Annotated in this window: 19 protein-coding genes; 12 read left to right on the top strand and 7 right to left on the bottom strand. The window is 71.7% G+C overall.

Annotated elements, in window-relative coordinates; translation table 11 throughout:
- The first annotated feature begins 73 nt into the window (after positions 1 to 73).
- Complete coding sequence (gene mshA / locus OG509_RS17555) at positions 74 to 1,456, top strand: D-inositol-3-phosphate glycosyltransferase (RefSeq protein WP_387284568.1); 1,383 nt, start codon at positions 74 to 76, stop codon at positions 1,454 to 1,456.
- Positions 1,449 to 1,946 (top strand): YbjN domain-containing protein, encoded by a 498-nt coding sequence (locus tag OG509_RS17550; RefSeq protein ID WP_406183469.1) that lies wholly within the window; start codon positions 1,449 to 1,451, stop codon positions 1,944 to 1,946. Before mshA ends, OG509_RS17550 begins: the two co-directional genes overlap by 8 nt.
- Here the strand turns inward: OG509_RS17550 and OG509_RS17545 are convergent.
- A complete protein-coding gene (locus OG509_RS17545) occupies positions 1,943 to 3,277 on the bottom strand; it encodes an MDR family MFS transporter (protein ID WP_406183468.1) in 1,335 nt (444 codons plus the stop codon). The genes OG509_RS17550 and OG509_RS17545 overlap by 4 nt on opposite strands.
- Positions 3,278 to 3,429: 152 nt before the next feature.
- Between OG509_RS17545 and OG509_RS17540 the strand changes: the two genes are divergently transcribed.
- Complete coding sequence (locus tag OG509_RS17540; protein ID WP_030858623.1) at positions 3,430 to 4,188, top strand: phosphoglyceromutase; 759 nt, start codon at positions 3,430 to 3,432, stop codon at positions 4,186 to 4,188.
- Between the two features lie 263 nt (positions 4,189 to 4,451).
- Positions 4,452 to 5,360, top strand: coding sequence for a hypothetical protein (locus tag OG509_RS17535; protein WP_406183467.1), 909 nt, complete (start codon positions 4,452 to 4,454; stop codon positions 5,358 to 5,360).
- 153 nt (positions 5,361 to 5,513) lie between these two features.
- On the opposite strand, the gene OG509_RS17530 is transcribed toward OG509_RS17535, so the two are convergent.
- On the bottom strand, positions 5,514 to 5,666 hold the full coding sequence (locus OG509_RS17530) for a hypothetical protein (protein ID WP_199809224.1): 153 nt from the start codon (positions 5,664 to 5,666) through the stop codon (positions 5,514 to 5,516).
- 120 nt (positions 5,667 to 5,786) lie between these two features.
- Positions 5,787 to 6,464, bottom strand: a complete 678-nt coding sequence (gene phoU, locus OG509_RS17525) for a phosphate signaling complex protein PhoU (RefSeq protein ID WP_406183466.1) — start codon at positions 6,462 to 6,464, stop codon at positions 5,787 to 5,789.
- Positions 6,465 to 6,689: 225 nt separating this feature from the next.
- On the opposite strand from phoU, the gene OG509_RS17520 reads away from it, so the two are divergent.
- Together OG509_RS17520 and OG509_RS17515 are read left to right on the top strand one after the other, a co-directional pair.
- Positions 6,690 to 7,916: a sensor histidine kinase gene (locus OG509_RS17520; protein WP_406183465.1), complete on the top strand. Its 1,227-nt coding sequence runs from the start codon at positions 6,690 to 6,692 to the stop codon at positions 7,914 to 7,916.
- A 52-nt stretch (positions 7,917 to 7,968) separates the two neighbouring features.
- The gene (locus OG509_RS17515) at positions 7,969 to 8,649 is read left to right on the top strand and encodes a response regulator transcription factor (protein WP_007265514.1); all 681 of its coding nucleotides are present in this window, start codon (positions 7,969 to 7,971) and stop codon (positions 8,647 to 8,649) included.
- Positions 8,650 to 8,918: 269 nt separating this feature from the next.
- On the opposite strand, the gene OG509_RS17510 is transcribed toward OG509_RS17515, so the two are convergent.
- The gene (locus OG509_RS17510; RefSeq protein ID WP_406183464.1) at positions 8,919 to 9,593 is read right to left on the bottom strand and encodes a DUF461 domain-containing protein; all 675 of its coding nucleotides are present in this window, start codon (positions 9,591 to 9,593) and stop codon (positions 8,919 to 8,921) included.
- Between the two features lie 638 nt (positions 9,594 to 10,231).
- Here OG509_RS17510 and OG509_RS17505 point away from each other — a divergent pair.
- The 6 genes from OG509_RS17505 (at position 10,232) to OG509_RS17480 (ending at position 16,521) form a co-directional block, all read left to right on the top strand.
- Positions 10,232 to 10,714 carry a CarD family transcriptional regulator gene (locus tag OG509_RS17505; protein WP_003953493.1) on the top strand — a complete coding sequence of 161 codons (483 nt, stop codon included), beginning with the start codon at positions 10,232 to 10,234 and terminating at the stop codon, positions 10,712 to 10,714.
- Positions 10,715 to 10,973: 259 nt separating this feature from the next.
- The gene (gene ispD / locus OG509_RS17500) at positions 10,974 to 11,720 is read left to right on the top strand and encodes a 2-C-methyl-D-erythritol 4-phosphate cytidylyltransferase (RefSeq protein ID WP_406183463.1); all 747 of its coding nucleotides are present in this window, start codon (positions 10,974 to 10,976) and stop codon (positions 11,718 to 11,720) included.
- Complete coding sequence (gene ispF / locus OG509_RS17495; RefSeq protein WP_385582941.1) at positions 11,710 to 12,219, top strand: 2-C-methyl-D-erythritol 2,4-cyclodiphosphate synthase; 510 nt, start codon at positions 11,710 to 11,712, stop codon at positions 12,217 to 12,219. Before ispD ends, ispF begins: the two co-directional genes overlap by 11 nt.
- Before the next feature lie 87 nt (positions 12,220 to 12,306).
- On the top strand, positions 12,307 to 13,707 hold the full coding sequence (cysS, locus tag OG509_RS17490) for a cysteine--tRNA ligase (RefSeq protein ID WP_406183462.1): 1,401 nt from the start codon (positions 12,307 to 12,309) through the stop codon (positions 13,705 to 13,707).
- 101 nt (positions 13,708 to 13,808) lie between these two features.
- Entirely contained in the window at positions 13,809 to 14,780 is a 972-nt protein-coding gene (gene rlmB, locus OG509_RS17485) for a 23S rRNA (guanosine(2251)-2'-O)-methyltransferase RlmB (RefSeq protein ID WP_406183461.1), read from the top strand.
- 181 nt (positions 14,781 to 14,961) lie between these two features.
- Positions 14,962 to 16,521: a DoxX family protein gene (locus tag OG509_RS17480; protein ID WP_406183460.1), complete on the top strand. Its 1,560-nt coding sequence runs from the start codon at positions 14,962 to 14,964 to the stop codon at positions 16,519 to 16,521.
- 98 nt (positions 16,522 to 16,619) lie between these two features.
- On the opposite strand, the gene OG509_RS17475 is transcribed toward OG509_RS17480, so the two are convergent.
- From OG509_RS17475 to OG509_RS17465, 3 genes are all read right to left on the bottom strand, one after another.
- On the bottom strand, positions 16,620 to 17,399 hold the full coding sequence (locus tag OG509_RS17475) for an NDP-sugar synthase (RefSeq protein WP_403729386.1): 780 nt from the start codon (positions 17,397 to 17,399) through the stop codon (positions 16,620 to 16,622).
- Positions 17,400 to 17,453: 54 nt separating this feature from the next.
- Positions 17,454 to 17,867 (bottom strand): hypothetical protein, encoded by a 414-nt coding sequence (locus OG509_RS17470; protein ID WP_406183459.1) that lies wholly within the window; start codon positions 17,865 to 17,867, stop codon positions 17,454 to 17,456.
- Positions 17,868 to 18,092: 225 nt separating this feature from the next.
- Positions 18,093 to 19,181: an ABC transporter ATP-binding protein gene (locus OG509_RS17465; protein WP_406183458.1), complete on the bottom strand. Its 1,089-nt coding sequence runs from the start codon at positions 19,179 to 19,181 to the stop codon at positions 18,093 to 18,095.
- Positions 19,182 to 19,214 lie beyond the last annotated feature (33 nt).

The following is a 19,214-nucleotide window of genomic DNA, read 5'->3' as shown; positions in this document are numbered from 1 at the left end:
TCCTTGAAGGGCGCCCCGTGCGCTCCTTCCGTCATGCCCTGCACGTGCCCTGTCCGCGAGAGGAACTGCTCCCTTGAGCCAGTACGTGTCCCGCCTCGGCGGCAGCATCGGCGGCCGCATCGCCGCCGCCCGCGGCACCCGCCACGACCCGCCGCGCCTGCGGCTGCCGGCCGTCGGCCACCACCGCAAGCCGCGCCGCGTCGCCATGCTCAGCGTGCACACCTCACCGCTGCACCAGCCCGGCACCGGCGACGCCGGAGGCATGAACGTGTACATCGTGGAGCTGGCCAAGCGCCTCGCCGCGATCAACATCGAGGTCGAGATCTTCACCCGCGCCACCGCGGGCGGCCTGCCGCCCGTGGTCGAGCTGGCCCCCGGGGTCCTCGTACGGCACGTGGACGCGGGCCCGTACGAAGGCCTCGCCAAGGAGGAGCTCCCGGCCCAGCTGTGCGCCTTCACCCACGGCGTCATGCAGGCCTGGGCCGGCCACCGGCCCGGCTACTACGACCTCGTCCACTCCCACTACTGGCTCTCCGGCCACGTCGGCTGGCTCGCCGCCGAGCGCTGGGGCGTCCCCCTCGTCCACGCCATGCACACCATGGCCAAGGTCAAGAACGCCGCGCTCGCCGCGGGCGACACGCCCGAGCCCGCCGCCCGCGTCATCGGCGAGACCCAGATCGTGGCCGCAGCCGACCGGCTCATCGCGAACACCACCGAAGAGGCCGACGAACTCGTCCGGCACTACGAGGCCGACCCCGGCAAGGTGGCCGTCGTCCACCCCGGCGTGAACCTCGACCGTTTCACCGTCGGCGACGGCCGCGCCGCCGCCCGCGCCCGCCTCGGCCTGCCGCAGGACGCCGTCATCCCGCTCTTCGCCGGCCGGATCCAGCCGCTCAAGGCCCCCGACATCCTGCTGCGCGCGGTCGCCGAGCTCGTCGACCGCGACCCCTCGCTGCGCCGGAGCCTCTTCGTCCCGGTCGTCGGCGGGCCCAGCGGCAGCGGGCTCGCCAAGCCGGAGGGGCTCCAGAAGCTCGCCGCGAAGCTCGGCATCGCCGACATCGTCCACTTCCACCCGCCGGTCCGCCAGGACGCGCTCGCCGACTGGTTCCGGGCGGCGTCCGTGCTGGTCATGCCCTCGTACAGCGAGTCGTTCGGGCTCGTAGCGATCGAGGCCCAGGCCACCGGCACCCCGGTACTGGCCGCCGAGGTCGGCGGGCTGCCGGTCGCCGTCAACGACGGCGTGACGGGGATCCTCGTACCCGGGCACGACCCGGTGGACTACGCGCGCGAACTGCGGCGCTTCGTCGACGAGCCGGGGCTCGCGGACCGGATGGGCGCCGAGGCCGCGCGGCACGCGCAGTTCTTCGGCTGGGACACGGCGGCGAGCGGCACGGCGGACGTGTACACAGCGGCGATGCATGATCACCGCCGTCGCGTACGCTCCCACCATGGCTGACACCGCCGCGATCATCGAGAGCACGCTGACCGAGGCCGGACTGGGCTGGGAGAGCCCCGAGTCCGGTTCGTACGTCGTCCAGCTCCCCGGCACGCGCAAGCTGTCCACCACCTGCTCGCTCCGGGCCGGGCGGCACTCGCTGTCGGTCAACGCGTTCGTGATCCGCCACCCGGACGAGAACGAGGCGGGCGTCCACCGCTGGCTGCTGGAACGCAACCTCAAGCTGTACGGGATGGCCTACGCGGTCGACCCGCTCGGCGACATCTACCTGACGGCCCGGCTCCCGCTCTCGGTCGTCACCCCGGAGGACCTGGACCGGCTGCTCGGCACGGTCCTGGAGGCGGCGGACGGCGCGTTCAACACGCTGCTGGAGCTGGGCTTCGCGAGCGCGATCCGGCGCGAGTACGAGTGGCGCGTCTCGCGCGGCGAGCCGACCCGCAACCTGGACGCCTTCAAGCACCTGACGCAGCCGACGCGGACGTCCTCCTAGACCTCGACGACGGCCGGGGCGGCCGGGGCCGGGACGGCCGGCGCGGCAGACGGTGCCGGTGCGGGTGTCGATACCGGTGCCAGTGCCGCTGCCGGTTTTGGTGCCGTGACCACGGACCCGGGCTCGCTCTCCGCCAGTCTCCGCATCAGCAGCCAGTAGCCCACCGCCGCCACCGTGCCCAGCAGCGCCACGGACGCCCAGAGCCAGCCCGCCCCCCACCGGTCGATCATGAACCCGGCCATCAGCGGAGCCACCAGCGAGGCCACCGCCCAGGACATCGTGTACATGCCCTGGTAGCGGCCGCGCCCGTGCAGCGGGGAGAGCCGGGCGACCAGGCCCATCTGGGTCGGGGAGTTGACGATCTCGGCCAGCGTCCACACGCAGACCGTCAGCCCCAGGCTCCACACGGACCCGGCGAAGGCCGTCAGCCCGAAGCCGTACCCGGCCAGCAGCGCCGAGAGAACGAGCAGCTTCTGCGGGTCGCCCTTCTCCAGGAACCGGGTGACCGGGATCTGGAGCAGCACGATCAGCACCCCGTTGACGGCGATGACCAGACCGTAGTCCCCGGTGGAGAAGCCGCCCGTGCCCATCGCCAGCGGCAGCCCGAACGAGCCCTGCGTGAAGATCAGCGAGATCAGGAACGACAGCCCGACCACGCCCATGAAGCGCCCGTCCCGCAGCACCGTCCCGAGCCCGATCTCCGGCTCGGCGGCCGCCCGCTCCGCGGCGGTCCGCTCCGGCCGCGACTCGGGCAGCTTCACGTACACGAGGACCGCGCAGACCAGCGTCAGCGCCGCCTCGCCGAGGAAGCCGGCCAGGTAGCTGTACTCGGCGACGAAGCCCGCCGCCGTCGCCGAGACGGCGAAGCCGAGGTTGATCGCCCAGTAGTTCAGCGCGAAGGCGCGGACCCGGTCCTCCGGCCGCACGATGTCCGCCATCATCGCCTGCACCGCCGGGCGCGAGGCGTTCGAGGTCATGCCGACCAGCAGCGCCACCGCCGCGATCGAGGCCGGCTGCTCCATGAAGCCGAGCAGCGCCACCGAGAACGCCGTCGAGGCCTGGGCCGCCAGCAGCGTGGGGCGTCGGCCGAGGCGGTCGGTCATCACGCCCGCGCCGAGCGAGGAGACGACCCCGCCGAGCCCGTGCAGGGCCACCACCAGTCCCGCGAAGGAGGCCGAATAGCCCCGGTCCACGGTCAGGTACAAGGTCATGAAAGTGGCGACGAAGGCCCCGAGCCTGTTCACCAGGGTGCTGGTCCACAGCCACCAGAACTCGCGGGGGAGGCCGGCCACGCTCTCACGTGCCGCCCGTCTGAGACTGGCAACGGACATGACGGATTCCCCCCGGTGATGTAAGTGGCTCTGCTGCTCACCGCACCCTACGGGCGGGGGGTCCGAGAGGGCCACCGGATTGACGCGCACCGTCAATCCGCGGCCGTGGACGCGCGCGCGAGCGCTCCCGTACGTCCATTAGGCTCGTACGCATGGCCGACGCACCGTACAAGCTGATCCTCCTCCGCCACGGCGAGAGCGAGTGGAACGCGAAGAACCTGTTCACCGGCTGGGTGGACGTCAATCTCAACGAGAAGGGCGAGAAGGAGGCGGTCCGCGGCGGTGAGCTGCTCAAGGACGCCGGCCTGCTCCCCGATGTCGTGCACACCTCGCTCCAGAAGCGCGCGATCCGCACCGCGCAGATGGCGCTTGAGGCCGCCGACCGCCACTGGATCCCGGTCCACCGCTCCTGGCGCCTGAACGAGCGCCACTACGGTGCGCTCCAGGGCAAGGACAAGGCCCAGACCCTCGCCGAGTTCGGCGAGGAGCAGTTCATGCTGTGGCGCCGCTCGTACGACACCCCGCCGCCGGCCCTTGAGGACGGTACGGAGTTCTCCCAGTCCGAGGACCCGCGCTACGCGACCATCCCGCCGGAGCTGCGCCCGAAGACGGAGTGCCTGAAGGACGTCGTCGTCCGCATGCTCCCGTACTGGTACGACGGCATCGTCCCGGACCTCCTCGCGGGCCGCACGGTCCTGGTCGCCGCGCACGGCAACAGCCTCCGCGCGCTGGTCAAGCACCTGGACGGCATCTCCGACGCCGACATCGCGGGCCTGAACATCCCGACCGGCATCCCGCTCGCCTACGAGCTGGACGCCGAGTTCAAGCCCCTCAAGCCGGGCGGCACCTACCTCGACCCAGCCGCTGCGGCCGCCGCCATCGAGGCCGTCAAGAACCAGGGCAAGAAGTAGTCCTCACGCACGAACAGGCCCCCTGCCCGCCGGTTTTCGGCGGGTGGGGGGCCTGTTGGCGTTCGGGGGCGGGGCAGGCGGGGGCGGAGCGGGGATCTTGGTCGCTCGGGTGGACCAACCGGTCACCTGCGCGGGCTCATTATCGGTTCGCCGGGGTGCGGAGTGCGGAGGGTGAGGGTCCGATGGGCTCGCGGGCCGACCGGTCCCGCATTCCCTCGTCCTCCGCGAGAGCCTCGGCTCCCCGCGGGGAAGGAACTCGCTCCGTGAAGAAGAAGCCCGTTTCCCAGCGCTCCCGTGCCACCCGCCGGGTGCTCCTCGCCTCCGCCCTGGCGGCGGTCGCCCTCTCCGGCCAGATGCTCACGATGGCACCCGGCGCACTCGCGTACGACGGCCCCCACGGCGCCGGCGACAGCGATCGCCCCCACGGCGCAGGCGAGAGCGAGCGGCCCCACGGCGGGGGCGACGACTGGCCCAAGCCCAAGGAGCCGCAGGCGCCCCACGTCATCCACGGTCTGCGGGACTTCACCGCGGACGGGTTCTTCACGCCGCCCGAGGGCGTCACCTCGGTGCACGTCCAGGCCTGGGGCGCCGGTGGCGGCGGGGGCGGCGGCGGTGGCGGCGCGAGCTCGGAGCTGACGGGCGACGGAGGCCAGGGCGGTGGCGGCGGCGCCGGCGGGTTCACCTGGTGCGTCATCAAGGTGAAGCCCGGCCAGAGCTACACGGTGGACGTGGGCGCCGGCGGCGCGGCAGGCACCGGCGGTCCCGGTGCGCCCGTCGCCAACACCAACGGAGGGCCGGGCGGCACCGGCGGGACCGGCAGCCCGACGACGCTGACCTCATCGGGCGGCATCCAGCTCAGCGCCACGGGCGGCACCGGCGGTGGCGGCGGTGGCGGCGGCACCGCCACGACGGGCACCCCGGGTACGGGCGGCGCCGGCGGCACCGGCTCCTGCAGCAGCCTCGACGTGACGAACCGCAGCGGTGCGAACGGTCAGAGCGGCGCCCAGGGCGGTGCGGGCGGGTCCGCCGTCGACGGCATCGTGCAGCTGCCGTCGACGAACACCGGCGCGGGTGGCAACGGCGGTGCCGGAGGTACGGGCGGCGGCACCGTAGGCGGCCCCGGCAGCCCCGGTGGCCTGGGCGGCAACGGCTACCTCGTCGTGTTCTGGTAGGTCCGGCCGAGAAAGCCGAGAAAGCCGAGAAAGCCGAGAAAGCCGAGAAAGCCGAGAAAGCCGAGAAAGCTGCGAGAGGCCCCCTGCCTGCGGATCTCCGCGGGCAGGGGGCCTCTCCCTGTTCCTGTGCCGTGCCGGCCCGGTTCGGCCGGGTCAGCCTCCGCACTGGCAGGGCGCGCCGGACTGGCAGCCGCAGCCGCAGCCCGAGCCGCAGCCGCAAGCCGCGAGCAGCGGGAGCCGCAGCGGTTCAGGCCGCGGTTGCTGCTGCTCGTGTTCCGGGGTGATGGGGACGGGGGAATCGGGCATGGATCCTCCTCGCAGGCGGCGTGCGTGGCGTCTTACTGCTTCTCAGAGCCTCTTACTGCCTTCGCCCTCATTCATGCCCAGCCGCACCGGCGCGTCAACGGCGCACTGGTGCAGAACGGCTCAGACGCCCTCGACCACCGTCGGCGTCTGCAGCTCGTCCGCGTGCTCGCCCGTCACCAGGTAGACCACGCGCTTGGCCACCGACACCGCGTGGTCCGCGAAGCGCTCGTAGTAGCGGCCCAGCAGGGTCACGTCCACCGCGGTCTCGATGCCGTGCTTCCAGCGGTCGTCCATCAGGTGCTGGAACAGGGTGCGGTGCAGCTGGTCCATCTCGTCGTCGTCCTGCTCCAGCTGGAGGGCCAGGTCGACGTCCTTCGTGATGATGACTTCGGCCGCCTTCGCCATCAGGCGCTGCGCCAGCTGTCCCATCTCCAGGATGGTCGCGTGCAGGTCCCGCGGTACGGCGGTGTCCGGGAAGCGCAGCCGGGCCAGCTTCGCCACGTGCTGGGCCAGGTCGCCCGAGCGCTCCAGGTCGGCCGACATGCGCAGCGAGGTCACCACGATGCGCAGATCGGTGGCGACCGGCTGCTGGCGGGCCAGCAGCGCGATGGCGCGGGCCTCCAGGTCGTGCTGGAGGTCGTCCACCTTCTGGTCGGCGGCGATGACGCTCTCGGCGAGCTTCAGGTCGGCGTCGAGCATGGACGTCGTGGCCCGCCCGATCGCGGAACCGACGAGCCGGGCCATCTCGACCAGGCCTTCTCCGATCGAGTCCAGTTCCTCGTGGTACGCGTCACGCATGGGTTGTCCCTCTCTTGCCTGCTGCCTCTGCTGCCTCTGCTGCCCGTGTGGGACGGGCCGGGGCGGCCTCGTGCCCCCACGTTGACACGTTGGGGCGCAAACGCGTCCGACTCCGGCATCACAAGTGAATCAACCCCGTCGCCACGGTGAACTCTGGGCGACGAGTGTTCGAGGTGCCACCCGAACGGCTGTGGAAGTGCCGTCGAGCCTGCTTAACCTTGAGGCATGGACGTGAACGCGGCGGTCGCCGCAGCTGCAGCGATCGCCGGTCTTTGCACCGGTGTGATCGCGATGCTGGCGTTCCGCTGGAGCGAGCGCGACCAGGCCCGCCCCACCCGGAGCTCCATGCGCCCCGACATCAACGCGGTGCTCCCGCCCGGCGTGGACACCGTCCTCTCCGTGCTCCGCTCCTCCGCCGTCGTACTCGACGAGGGTGACGCGGTGGTCAAGGCCAGCTCGGCGGCGTACGCCCTCGGACTGGTACGCGGCGGCAAACTGGCCGTCGAACCCATGCTCCACATGGCCCGCGACACCCGCCGCGACGGGGAAATACGCCAGGTCGAGCTCGACCTGCCCCGGCGCGGCACCGGCCGCGGCGAGGCCCTCGCGGTCTCGGCGCGCGTCGCCCCGCTCGGCTCACGGCTGGTCCTGCTCCTGGTCGAGGACCTCACCGAGGCCCGCCGCATCGAGGCCGTACGGCGCGACTTCGTCGCGAACGTGTCGCACGAGCTGAAGACGCCGGTGGGAGCAATCTCCCTGCTGTCCGAGGCCGTCATGGACGCCGCGGACGACCCCGAGGCGGTCAGCCGCTTCGCCGGCCGCATGCAGATCGAGGCCACCCGCCTGATCAACCTCGTACAGGAGCTCATCGACCTCTCCCGGGTGCAGAACGACGACCCGCTGGAGGACGCGGAGCCCGTACGGGTGGATACGCTGGTGGCCGAGGCCATCGACCGATGCCGCCACACGGCGTCCTCCAAGCAGATCACCATGGCCGCGGGCGGCACCGCCGACCTGCGCGTCTGGGGCAACCGCGGCCAGCTCGCGGCGGCCCTCGGGAACCTGGTCGAGAACGCCGTCAACTACAGCCCCGCCCGCACCCGCGTCGGCATAGCCGGACGCAAGGTCGCGGCACCTGGGGGAGACTTGATCGAGATCGCCGTGACCGACCAGGGCATCGGCATCCCGGAAAAGGACCGCGAGCGCATCTTCGAGCGCTTCTACCGCGTGGACCCGGCCCGCTCCCGTGCCACGGGAGGAACCGGCCTCGGCCTTGCGATCGTGAAGCACGTAGCGGCCTCACACGGCGGGGAGGTGTCCGTATGGAGCTCGGAGGGTCAGGGCTCCACGTTCACCCTGCGCCTGCCGGAAGCAGCCGCTCCGGCACCTGCACCCGCGGTCGCCCCGGCCGCGGATCCCGCCACCGCACCAAGCCACCCCACCCCCGCCTGAACCACGCTTCCCAAAGAACCACGCCAGCCATTCCTGCCCCGGAGGTCCTTCCGTGACCCGAGTGCTCGTCGTCGAGGATGAGGAATCCTTCAGCGACGCCCTGTCCTACATGCTCCGCAAGGAGGGCTTCGAGGTCGCGATCGCCGCGACCGGGCCCGACGGGCTCGACGAGTTCGAGCGCAACGGCGCCGACCTCGTCCTCCTCGACCTGATGCTGCCCGGCCTGCCCGGCACGGAGGTCTGCCGGCAGCTGCGCGGCCGCTCCAACGTGCCCGTCATCATGGTGACGGCCAAGGACAGCGAGATCGACAAGGTCGTCGGGCTGGAGATAGGAGCCGACGACTACGTCACCAAGCCCTTCTCCTCGCGGGAGCTGGTCGCCCGCATCCGCGCGGTCCTGCGCCGCCGCGGCGAGCCGGAGGAGGTCACCCCGGCCGCGCTGGAGGCCGGCCCCGTACGGATGGACGTCGACCGCCACGTGGTCACCGTCGCCGGAGCCAAGGTGGACCTCCCGCTGAAGGAGTTCGACCTGCTGGAGATGCTGCTGCGCAACGCGGGCCGCGTGCTGACGCGCATGCAGCTGATCGACCGGGTCTGGGGCGCCGACTACGTCGGTGACACCAAGACCCTGGACGTCCACGTGAAGCGCCTCCGCGCCAAGATCGAGCCGGACCCGGGTGCGCCGCGCTACCTGGTCACGGTCCGCGGCCTGGGCTACAAGTTCGAGCCGTAAACCGACGGTGTCGCCCCGGCCCGGGGCCGGCCGGAGGCCGGCGCAGCGGCCCGAAGCCGGTGAGGCCCCCAGGGCCTCGCCGCGTGAGGGTCGCACGGGGGAGGGGTTCGAGCCGGACCCGGGTGCGCCGCGCTACCTGGTCACGGTCCGCGGCCTGGGCTACAAGTTCGAGCCGTAAACCGCAAACGGGTGCACGTACGGTGCAGACACAAACGAGAGGGCCCCGTCCGCTTCAGCGGACGGGGCCCTTCGTACGTGGTGCCGCGGGCTCAGTGGCCGGCGCTGTGCGAGGGCGAACCCGACGGGGTGCCCGAGGCCGCGCCCGACGGGGTGCCGGAAGCGGCGCCCGAGGGGGTCGTGGCCGGGGAGCCGGACGGGCTGCCGGAGGGGGTGCCCGAGGCGCTGCCCGACGGCGTGGCGCCGGGGGCGGCGACCGGGGCCTCGGTCGGGCCGTAGCCCGCGTACATGCCGGTGGCCGGGACGACGAAGGCGGCGATCTCCACGTCACCCGCGTTGCTCAGCTGGAAGACGACCGGCTGCGCGTTGCCGTTCTGCACGGCGTCGCCGCCCTCGACCACGGCGGAGGCGTTGCCCTTGCCGCCCAGCACCACCGAGCCGCCGGCCGGCACGGTGATCTTGGCCGCGCCCTCGGCGGGCTTCAGGACGACCTTGCCCCTGCCACCCGGGAGGGTGATGGCGTCAACCGTCTGCGGCTTGATGCCGGTGTTGAAGAGCGTCGCGGAGACGACGGCCTTCTTCTCCTTCTCGCCCTGGGTGATCACCAGCGCGTTCTGGATCTTGATGTTGCCCTTGGTGACGGCGGCGTTGTCCGGCTTGATCTGGAGCGTCTCCGCGTTGCTGCCTGCACCGCAAGCGGCCAGCGAGGCGATCGAGAACACGATGGCGGTGGCGGCGAGGGCGCCGCGTCGAAGGCTGCGGCTCACGGCGGCGGCAACTCCTTGGACGTACGGAACGGAAGGGTGGGCAGTCTCGGAGCGGCCGAGGTAAAGCCGCCCTAAGGGTGTGTCAGCGGGCTTAGGTTACCGAGCCGCCGCCCCGCCCCCGCACCCGACCCTCCGCAGCGCACGGGCCGCCCTGCACCGGCCCCGCGATCTTGCATTCCCCGACCGTTCGCCCCGGCCGTTCACCCCGCCCTTCCGCTCGGCACTTCCCGCGCCGTTCATCTGCCGATCATGTGCCGCCCGCATATCGCCCGCAGGACCCTCGGTGATCAAATTCCGGGATTCCTTCGAACGGCCCTCGGTGATCAATTCCCGATTGGGCCGGAACCGCTCCGTACGGGTGGTCGCCAGTCGAACGGAGTAGTTCGGTTTCCCGGCTTCGAAACCGGCAAAACGGGACGTACGTCACACTGGTGGGACCCGTGCCCGGGTGTAGCGTGGCCGTTTCGCCCGGTCCGCACAGCGCCTCCGACCTGCGAATACCCCCCTCCGGAAGCCCTTCGCAGCACGTTCCTGTCGCTGTTGTCAAGCCCCGAGATGTGCCCTGACCTGCGAAAACGCCATTCATAACAGTCAGTTCTCGTGTTACCCTGGATAGCCACGGAAGGGGTACCTGTCACATGACGTTCAAGGTTGGCGACACCGTGGTCTATCCCCATCACGGGGCCGCGCTGATCGAGGCCATCGAAACTCGCCAGATCAAAGGCGTGGACAAGACCTACTTGGTGCTCAAGGTCGCCCAGGGCGACCTGACGGTTCGTGTGCCTGCGGACAATGCGGAGTTCGTCGGCGTTCGCGACGTAGTCGGCCAGGACGGGCTGGACCGGGTCTTCGAGGTGCTTCGTGCACCGTATGCCGAAGAGCCGACGAACTGGTCCCGGCGCTACAAGGCAAATCTGGAGAAGCTCGCTTCTGGCGATGTCATCAAGGTCGCCGAAGTGGTGCGTGACCTGTGGCGTCGTGAGCGTGAGCGCGGGCTTTCCGCGGGCGAGAAGCGCATGCTCGCGAAGGCGCGCCAGATCCTGGTGAGCGAGCTCGCGCTCGCGGAGAACACCAACGAGGACAAGGCAGAGGCCCTCCTCGACGAGGTTCTCGCGTCCTGACGCGAGAAATCCTTCACACAGTTGTGCCGCGGTGCCCGATGACATGCCCTCTCCTCCACGGGAGGGCTGTTGCCGGGCGCTGCGGCATGTCTGTACCCACACCTTTTCTGCACTTTTCCCACCGGCGTGCCGGGTCCTGACAGCCTGCCCGACCAGCCTGCTCGACCGGTCGTCACGGAAGGGGCGAGGGCGTCGCACCCGGCACCCTTCAGGCCATACCCATGTCGGCCGAAGTCACAAACCTGGCTCGGAGCTACTGATGTCTGACGAATCGCGCCCCCACCGCACCGCCGCGGTGATCCCGGCCGCCGGCCGGGGGGTACGCCTCGGCCCCGGCGCCCCCAAGGCCCTTCGGGCCATCGGCGGCACCCCCATGCTCATCCACGCCGTCCGCGCCATGGCCCGCTCCCGGGCCGTCTCCCTCGTGGTGGTCGTGGCCCCGTCCGACGGCGCCGCCGAGGTGCGCCGGCTCGTCGACGAGCACACGCTGCCCGACCGGACCGAGATCCTGGTCGTCCCCGGCGGCGAGACCCGCCAGGAATCCGTGAACGCCGGCCTCGCCGCGCTCCCGGCGGACGTCACCTCCGTCCTCATCCACGACGCGGCCCGCCCGCTCGTCCCCGTGGACACCGTCGACTCCGTCATCGAGGCCGTGCGCGAAGGCTCGCCCGCCGTGGTGCCGGCGCTGCCGCTGGCCGACACCGTCAAGGAGGTCGAGCCCGGCAGGCCCGGCGAGGCCGAGCCGGTCGTCGCCACCCCCGAGCGGGCCCGGCTGCGCGCCGTACAGACCCCGCAGGGCTTCGACCTCGCGACCCTCGTACGGGCGCACGAGGCCATCGCCGTCAACGGCGAGGGCGCCACCGACGACGCCGGAATGGTGGAACAGCTCGGCGTCACCGTCATGGTGGTCCCCGGCCACGAAGAGGCCTTCAAGGTCACCCGCCCGCTCGACCTGGTCCTCGCCGAGGCCGTACTCGCCCGCAGGAGGGCCACCGATGCCTACTAGCCCCGCCGGTTCCGCCGCCCCGCTGATCCCGCTCGTCGGGATCGGCACCGACGTGCACGCCTTCGAGGCCGGGCGCGAGCTGTGGTGCGCCGGGCTGCTCTGGGAGGGCGAGGACGGCCTCGCCGGCCACTCCGACGGCGACGTCGCCGCCCACGCCGCTTGTGACGCCCTCTTCTCCGCCGCCGGCGTCGGCGACCTCGGCGCGCACTTCGGCACCTCCCGCCCCGAGTGGTCCGGCGCCGCCGGCGTCACCCTCCTGGCGGAGGCCGCCCGCATCGTCCGCGCCGAGGGCTTCGAGATCGGCAACATCGCCATCCAGGTGATCGGCGTACGCCCGAAGATCGGCAAGCGGCGCGAGGAAGCGCAGAAGACCCTCTCCGCGGCCGCCGGAGCCCCGGTCTCCGTCTCCGGCACCACCACCGACGGCCTCGGTCTCACCGGCCGCGCGGAAGGCCTCGCCGCCATCGCCACCGCACTGGTGTACCGGACGAATCCGTAAAGCGGAGGACACCGCTTCCGCAACAAAGCACCCCCGCGCCCCGAAAGGGTCGCGGGGCACTGCTACAGGCCCACTACCCTGGATGCCGTGACTATTCGCCTGTACGACACCAGCGCCCGGCAGATCCGCGACTTCACCCCGCTCGTTCCGGGCTGCGTCTCGATCTACCTCTGTGGCGCCACCGTCCAGGCGGCCCCGCACATCGGGCATGTCCGCTCGTACCTGAACTTCGACATCGCGCGCCGCTGGTTCACCTACCGCGGCCTCGACGTCACCTTCATCCGCAACGTCACCGACATCGACGACAAGATCATCTGGAAGTCGGCCGACCAGGGCCGCCCCTGGTGGTCCATCGGATACGAGAACGAGCGCGCCTTCAACGACGGCTACAACGCGCTGGGCTGCCTCCCCCCCACGTACGAGCCGCGCGCCACCGGCCACGTGCCCGAGATGATCGAGATGATGCGCGGCCTCATCGAGAGCGGTCACGCCTACGAGGCCGACGGCAGCGTCTACTTCGACGTGCGCTCCTTCCCCGGGTACCTGGAGCTGTCGAACCAGAACATCGACGACCTGCGCCAGCCCGCCGAGGAGGGCATCACCGGCAAGCGCGACCCTCGCGACTTCGCCATGTGGAAGGCCTCCAAGCCCGGCGAGCCCGACTGGGAGACCCCGTGGGGCCGCGGCCGTCCCGGCTGGCACCTCGAATGCTCCGCGATGGCGCACAAGTACCTCGGCAGCGCCTTCGACATCCACGGCGGCGGACTCGACCTGATCTTCCCGCACCACGAGAACGAGATCGCCCAGGCCAAGGCCTTCGGCGACGAGTTCGCGAAGTACTGGATGCACAACGCCTGGGTCACCCTCTCCGGCGAGAAGATGTCGAAGTCGCTCGGCAATTCCGTCCTCGTCTCCGAGATGCTCAAGGTCTGGCGCCCCATCGTCCTGCGCTACTACCTGGGCACCCCGCACTACCGCTCGATGATCGAGTACAGCGAGGAGTCGCTGCGCGAGGCCGAGTCCGCCTTCGCGCGCATCGAGGGCTTCTACCAGCGCGTCATCGAGAAGGCCGGCAAGACCGTCGACCCGGCCTCCGAGGTCCCGCCGGCCTTCGCCGAGGCCATGGACGACGACCTGGGCGTGCCGCAGGCGCTCGCCATCGTCCACACCACGGTCCGCCAGGGCAACAGCGCCCTCGCCGCCGACGACAAGGACGCCGCCATCGCCCGGCTGTCCGAGGTACGGGCCATGCTCGGCGTCCTCGGCCTGGACCCCCTCGACCCGCACTGGGCCGGGGAGTCCGACCGCGGCGAGGACCTCCACGGCGCCGTCGACACCCTCGTACGCCTCGTCCTGGAGCAGCGCGAGTCCGCCCGGGCCCGCAAGGACTGGGCGACCGCCGACGCCATCCGCGACCAGCTCCAGCAGTCGGGCCTGGTCATCGAGGACAGCCCCACGGGACCGCGCTGGTCGCTCGGCCCGCGCTGAGCCGCCGCCGCCCGGAGCAGTCCGACTGTGCCGCCCGGCGTCCCGGGCGGCACACTCTTCATACGTACATATCGCAGCATCAACGAAAACAGGTAGAGGTCATGGCCGGGAACAGCCAGCGCAGGAACCGCCGCACGTCCAACAAGAAGGGCGCCACGGTCGGCAGCGGTGGCCAGCGGCGCAAGGGCCTGGAGGGCAAGGGCCCCACGCCCAAGGCCGAGGACCGCAAGAAGCACAAGGCGAACCGCATCAGCAACGCCATGGCCCGCCAGGCCGCCAAGCGCCGCCCCGCCCCCCGCCGCGGCGGCCCCAAGGGCACCAGCGAGATGGTCGTCGGCCGCAACCCGGTCTTCGAGGCGCTGCGCGACGGCGTTCCCGCCACCACCCTCTACGTCCAGCAGTTCATCGACAACGACGAGCGCGTCCGCGAGGCCCTCCAGCTCGCCGGCGAGCGCGGCAACATCAACCTGATGGAAGCCCCGCGCCCCGAGCTCGACCGGATGACCAACGGGCTCAACCACCAGGGCCTGGTCCTCCAGGTCCCGCCCTACGAGTACGCGCACCCGGAGGACCTCACGACCGCCGCGTACGACAACGGCGAGGACCCCCTCATCGTCGCCCTCGACGGCGTCACCGACCCCCGCAACCTCGGCGCGATCGTCCGCTCCGTCTCCGCCTTCGGCGGCCACGGCGTGGTCATCCCCGAGCGCCGCGCAGCCGGCATGACCGCCGGTGCCTGGAAGACCTCGGCCGGCACCGCCGCCCGTACCCCGGTCTCCCGCGTCACCAACCTGACGCGCGCCCTCCAGGACTACAAGAAGGCCGGCATGACCATCGTCGGCCTCGCCGCCGAGGGCACGCACACCGTCAACGACCTCGCCGAGCTCGCGGGCCCGGTCGTCATCGTCGTCGGCTCCGAGGGCAAGGGCCTCGGCCGCCTCGTCGGCGAGAACTGCGACTACCTCGTCCGCATCCCGATGCCGGGCGGCGCCGAGTCGCTCAACGCCGGTGTCGCCGCGGGCGTCGTGCTCTACGAGGCGGCCCGCCGCCGCGCGACGACGCCCCGCACCTGATCCGCGGATCCACGGGGCCGCGGGCCCGCGGATCCAGGGATCCATTGATCCACTTGGCTCATCGGGCGTGACCCGTGAGCGTGCCACCCCGCCCGTTTCGGGCGGGGTGGCTTGATCTTGACGGGTCTCGGACACATCCCTCCCGTCAAGGCAGTGTCCTAAACACTGATCACTCGGTTAGATGAGTGTGGACACCAGAACGTCAGGGTTCGACGACCAGCCCGCGCTGAGCATGGTCAAGGTGCCGTGCGACCCCGCACAGGTCATCGTCAACCACGCCAGCTTCCGCGTGCGGCTCGCACCGAGCCCGAGCGCGCGTTCCAAGCCCGCGAACGCCCCCGGCCGCGTGCCCGTCCTCGGCGGCGCCGTGGTCGCCGCCGCTGCCGGCGCAGGCCGCCGCCGGGCCCCCGTCGTCTGGAGCGGCAAGTCCGCCCCCGGCGACACCGCCGCCATGGGCGGACTCCTCCAGGCCGTACGCGAACACGGGCGCGGACACGGCGGCTTCGACGACGTGGATGCCGGCGCCACCCAGACCATTCCCCGCGTCGACCTCGCCCGCGACCTCGCCGAGGACACGCTGGCCACGCCGACCGTCATCGGCCAGCGCACGTACGGAGACCCGGACGAGACCCGTCCGCTGACCCCCGTACGCGACCTCCCCTACGACCCCCGGTACGCGGGCGGCGGCGGACCGTACGACGGCCCCGGCGCCGACTCCCGCCGCAACCCCTCCGACACCCGCGGGCAGTCCTCGTACTACCCCGGCCGCAGGATGAACCTCGGCGTCGTACTGCTCCCGCTGCGCGTCTTCCTCGGCTTCATCTGCATCTACGCCGGCATGGGCAAGCTGTGCGACCCCGTCTACTTCGACGGCGGCGAACGCGGCTCCATGGTCACCTGGCTGCGCACCCTCCACCCCTGGGCACTCGCCGAACCCCTGCGCGACTTCGCCCTCGCCCACCCCGTCGGGGCCGGGCTCAGCGTGGCCTTCCTCCAGGTCATCGTCGGCGTACTGACCGTCCTGGGCCTGTGGCAGCGGTTCGCCGCCTGCATCGGCGCCCTGCTGTCGGCCGCCCTGCTGATGACCGTCAGCTGGAAGACCGTCCCCGCCTACGACGCCCCCGACATCATCTACCTCGCCGCCTGGAGCCCGCTGATCATCGCCGGCGCCCCCGTCTACTCCCTCGACGGGCGCCTCGCCGGCGAGGCCTGGCGGACCCTCGGACCGCGCTCGGAGATCTGGCGGCTGCGCCGCCGCGTCCTGCGCCGCGGAACCATCATGGCCACCGTCGTCTGCGGACTCACCCTGCTCACCGGCTCGCTCCTCGGCGGCGCCGTCCGCTCCACCACCGTGGTCACCGTCCCCGGACCCGGCCAGGCCCCCAGCAACTACCTGCCCGGCTCCCCGCTCCCGCAGGCCCCGGCCGGCAAGCAGCAGCGGCCGCAGCAGCAGCCCGCCACCCAGCAGCCCTCCAAGGCGGCCGAACCCACCGCCAGCGCCTCGGCGCCGACCGCCAAGTCCGGGCGCGGGAGCACCGGTTCCACCGCCAAGGAGACGGCCGGCACCGGCTCGCAGTCGCCGACCGCGACCCGCGGCTCCGGCAGCGGCCAGAACTCGGGCAGCACGCCCAAGCAGTCCACCCCGAAGCCGCCGTCCTCCAGCACCGGCAGCGGAGGCGGCAGCGGCGGCGGGGACGCCCCGCCGAAGAAGCCCGGACTGGTCGGCGGCCTCCTCGGCTGACGACGGTACGGAAAGGGGCCCGGCGCGCACACAGCGCGCCGGGCCCTTCTCCGTACTCCGCCTTCTGCGTCTTCTGCGCCTTCTGCCGTACGAGGGCCTCAGGAGCCGCTCTGGGCGGCCAACTCCCGCGCCGCCTCGGTCAGGTCCTTCGCCGTGTCGATCGCCCGCCAGTAGGCCCCCTGCGGCAGCGGGAAGCCCGCCAGCCGCCGCTCCCGGGCCAGCCGCGGGAAGGTCGTACGCTCGTGGTCGCCCAAATCCGGCAGCAGCGCCGCGAATTCGGGACCGAAGACGTACACGCCCGCATTGATCAGATACGGCGAGGGCGGCGACTCGATGAAGTCCAGCACCTGCCCGAACTCGTTGGTCTCCACCGCCCCCCACGGGATCCGCGGCCGGGCCAGCGCCAGCGTCGCCGTCGCCCCCCGCTCGGCGTGGAACTCAGCCATCTCGCGCAGCGAGAACCGCGTCCAGATGTCACCGTTCGTCGCGTACCAGGGCCGGTCCGGGTACGGCAGATGGCGAGCCGCGTACTTCAGCCCGCCGCCGCGCCCCAGCGGCTCCTCCTCGACCACCGTGGTCACCCGCAACGGCAGGTCCGCCTTCGCCAGCCAGTCCTGGAGCACCTCCGCGAGGTGCCCGCACGACACCACGGCGTCCGTCACCCCCTCGGCCGCCAGCCAGGCCAGCTGGTGCCCGATGATCGGCACCCCGGTTCCCGGGATCTCCACCATCGGCTTCGGCCGGTCGTCCGTATACGGACGCAGCCGCGAACCCTGGCCGCCCGCCAGCACGACCGCCTGAACAGGCGCCTGAGCGAGGGAGGCCGGGTACGCGGCCGCGGAAACGGAGGAGCGGGACACGGGGGGTGCGTCGGTCATGGCCGTCAGGGTAGAGGCCCCGGCGCGGGGGAGAACGGCGACGCCCGGCAGCCGTCAGCCCATCGAGGCGACGCCGGTCGCGTACGCGGTGTCGCAGACGGGACGCGCGAAGGACTGCGCCTTCGTCGGGCCGTACACGTCCACGGCGGCACGCCCCAGCGCCCGCGCGATCCCCACGCAGTGCTCGGCCAGCGACGGGCGCCGGTCCACCTCCTGCTGAAGGTGCGTCAGGACGTCGCCCGGGGTCTCGCCCTGCTGGAGCTCGCCCAGCAGCTTTTCGCGCAGCACGTCCTGCGCGGCGCGCGGCTTCGCGGGGACGGACACGTCCTCGGCGGAGGCGGTCAGGATCTGGGAAGGCGTGTTGTCCGCCCAGGGGACCATGGTGACCGCGAGGGTCCCGGACAGGACCAGGACGACGGGCAGGACCAGGGCGAGGGAACGGCCGATACGGCGGGCAGAATGGGTCACGAGGGCGAGAGTAGCGCTCGGTGAAGATTTGGCGACATTTAGTCACCCGGTCGGGGGATGGTTCGACGTGGCTTTTCGAATTAAGGGTTGACGGGTGGGCCCGAATGGCCCGGTCTGCCCCGGATGGCGGACGCGGATGGGGGACGCGGACAGGGGCGCCCCCGGGAAGGAGCGCCCCTGTCCGTACTCACTCGCGACTCGCTCGCGACTCACTCGCGCACGGGGTCAGTCGGAGAGACGCTCGCCCGACGAGGTCGAGAAGACGTGGATCTCGCCGGCCCGCGGCACCACGTGCAGTGTCGAGCCCTTCTCCGGCACCTGGCGGCCGCCCACGCGCACCACGATGTCCTGCGCGCCCTCGGCCTCGGTCGTGCGGCCGTAGACGTAGCCGTCGGCGCCGAGCTCCTCGACGACGTTGACGACGATCGTCAGGCCGCCCTCGGTGCCGATGTCGAAGTGCTCCGGGCGCACGCCGACCGTGACGGTGCGGTCGCCCGCGTCCGCGGCGGCGGACAGCGCCTCGCGCGACACCGGGACGACGCGGTCGCCGAACTTCACGCCGCCTTCGGCGATCGGGACCTCGACCAGGTTCATGGCGGGGGAGCCGATGAAGCCGGCGACGAAGAGGTTGGCCGGGCGGTCGTACATGTTGCGCGGGGTGTCGACCTGCTGGAGCAGACCGTCCTTGAGGACCGCCACCCGGTCGCCCATCGTCATGGCCTCGACCTGGTCGTGGGTGACGTAGACGGTGGTGATCCCGAGGTCGCGCTGGAGCGCCGCGATCTGGGTGCGGGTGGACACGCGGAGCTTGGCGTCGAGGTTCGACAGCGGCTCGTCCATGAGGAACACCTGCGGCTTGCGCACGATGGCACGGCCCATGGCGACGCGCTGGCGCTGGCCGCCGGAGAGCGCCTTCGGCTTGCGGTCGAGGTACTGGGTGAGGTCGAGCATCTTCGCCGCGTCCTCGACCTTCCTGCGGATGGTCGCCTTGTCCTCGCCGGCGATCTTGAGCGCGAAGCCCATGTTGTCGGCGACGGTCATGTGCGGGTAGAGCGCGTAGTTCTGGAACACCATCGCGATGTCCCGGTCCTTGGGCGGCAGGTGCGTGACGTCGCGGTCGCCGATGCGGATGGCGCCGCCGTTGACGTCCTCCAGGCCGGCCAGCATGCGCAGCGAGGTGGACTTGCCGCAGCCGGAGGGCCCGACGAGGACGAGGAACTCGCCGTCCTCGATGTGCAGCTCCAGCTCGTCGACGGCGGGCTTGTCGCCGCCGGGGTACAGCCGGGTCGCCTTGTCGAAGGTGACAGAAGCCATGGTGATGAATCCCTTCTACCGGCAGGAACGTGC

Origin of the sequence: Streptomyces sp. NBC_01006 (assembly GCF_045162725.1) — a bacterium.
GTDB lineage: Bacteria > Actinomycetota > Actinomycetes > Streptomycetales > Streptomycetaceae > Streptomyces.
This window is presented reverse-complemented; position numbering and strand designations above follow the sequence as displayed.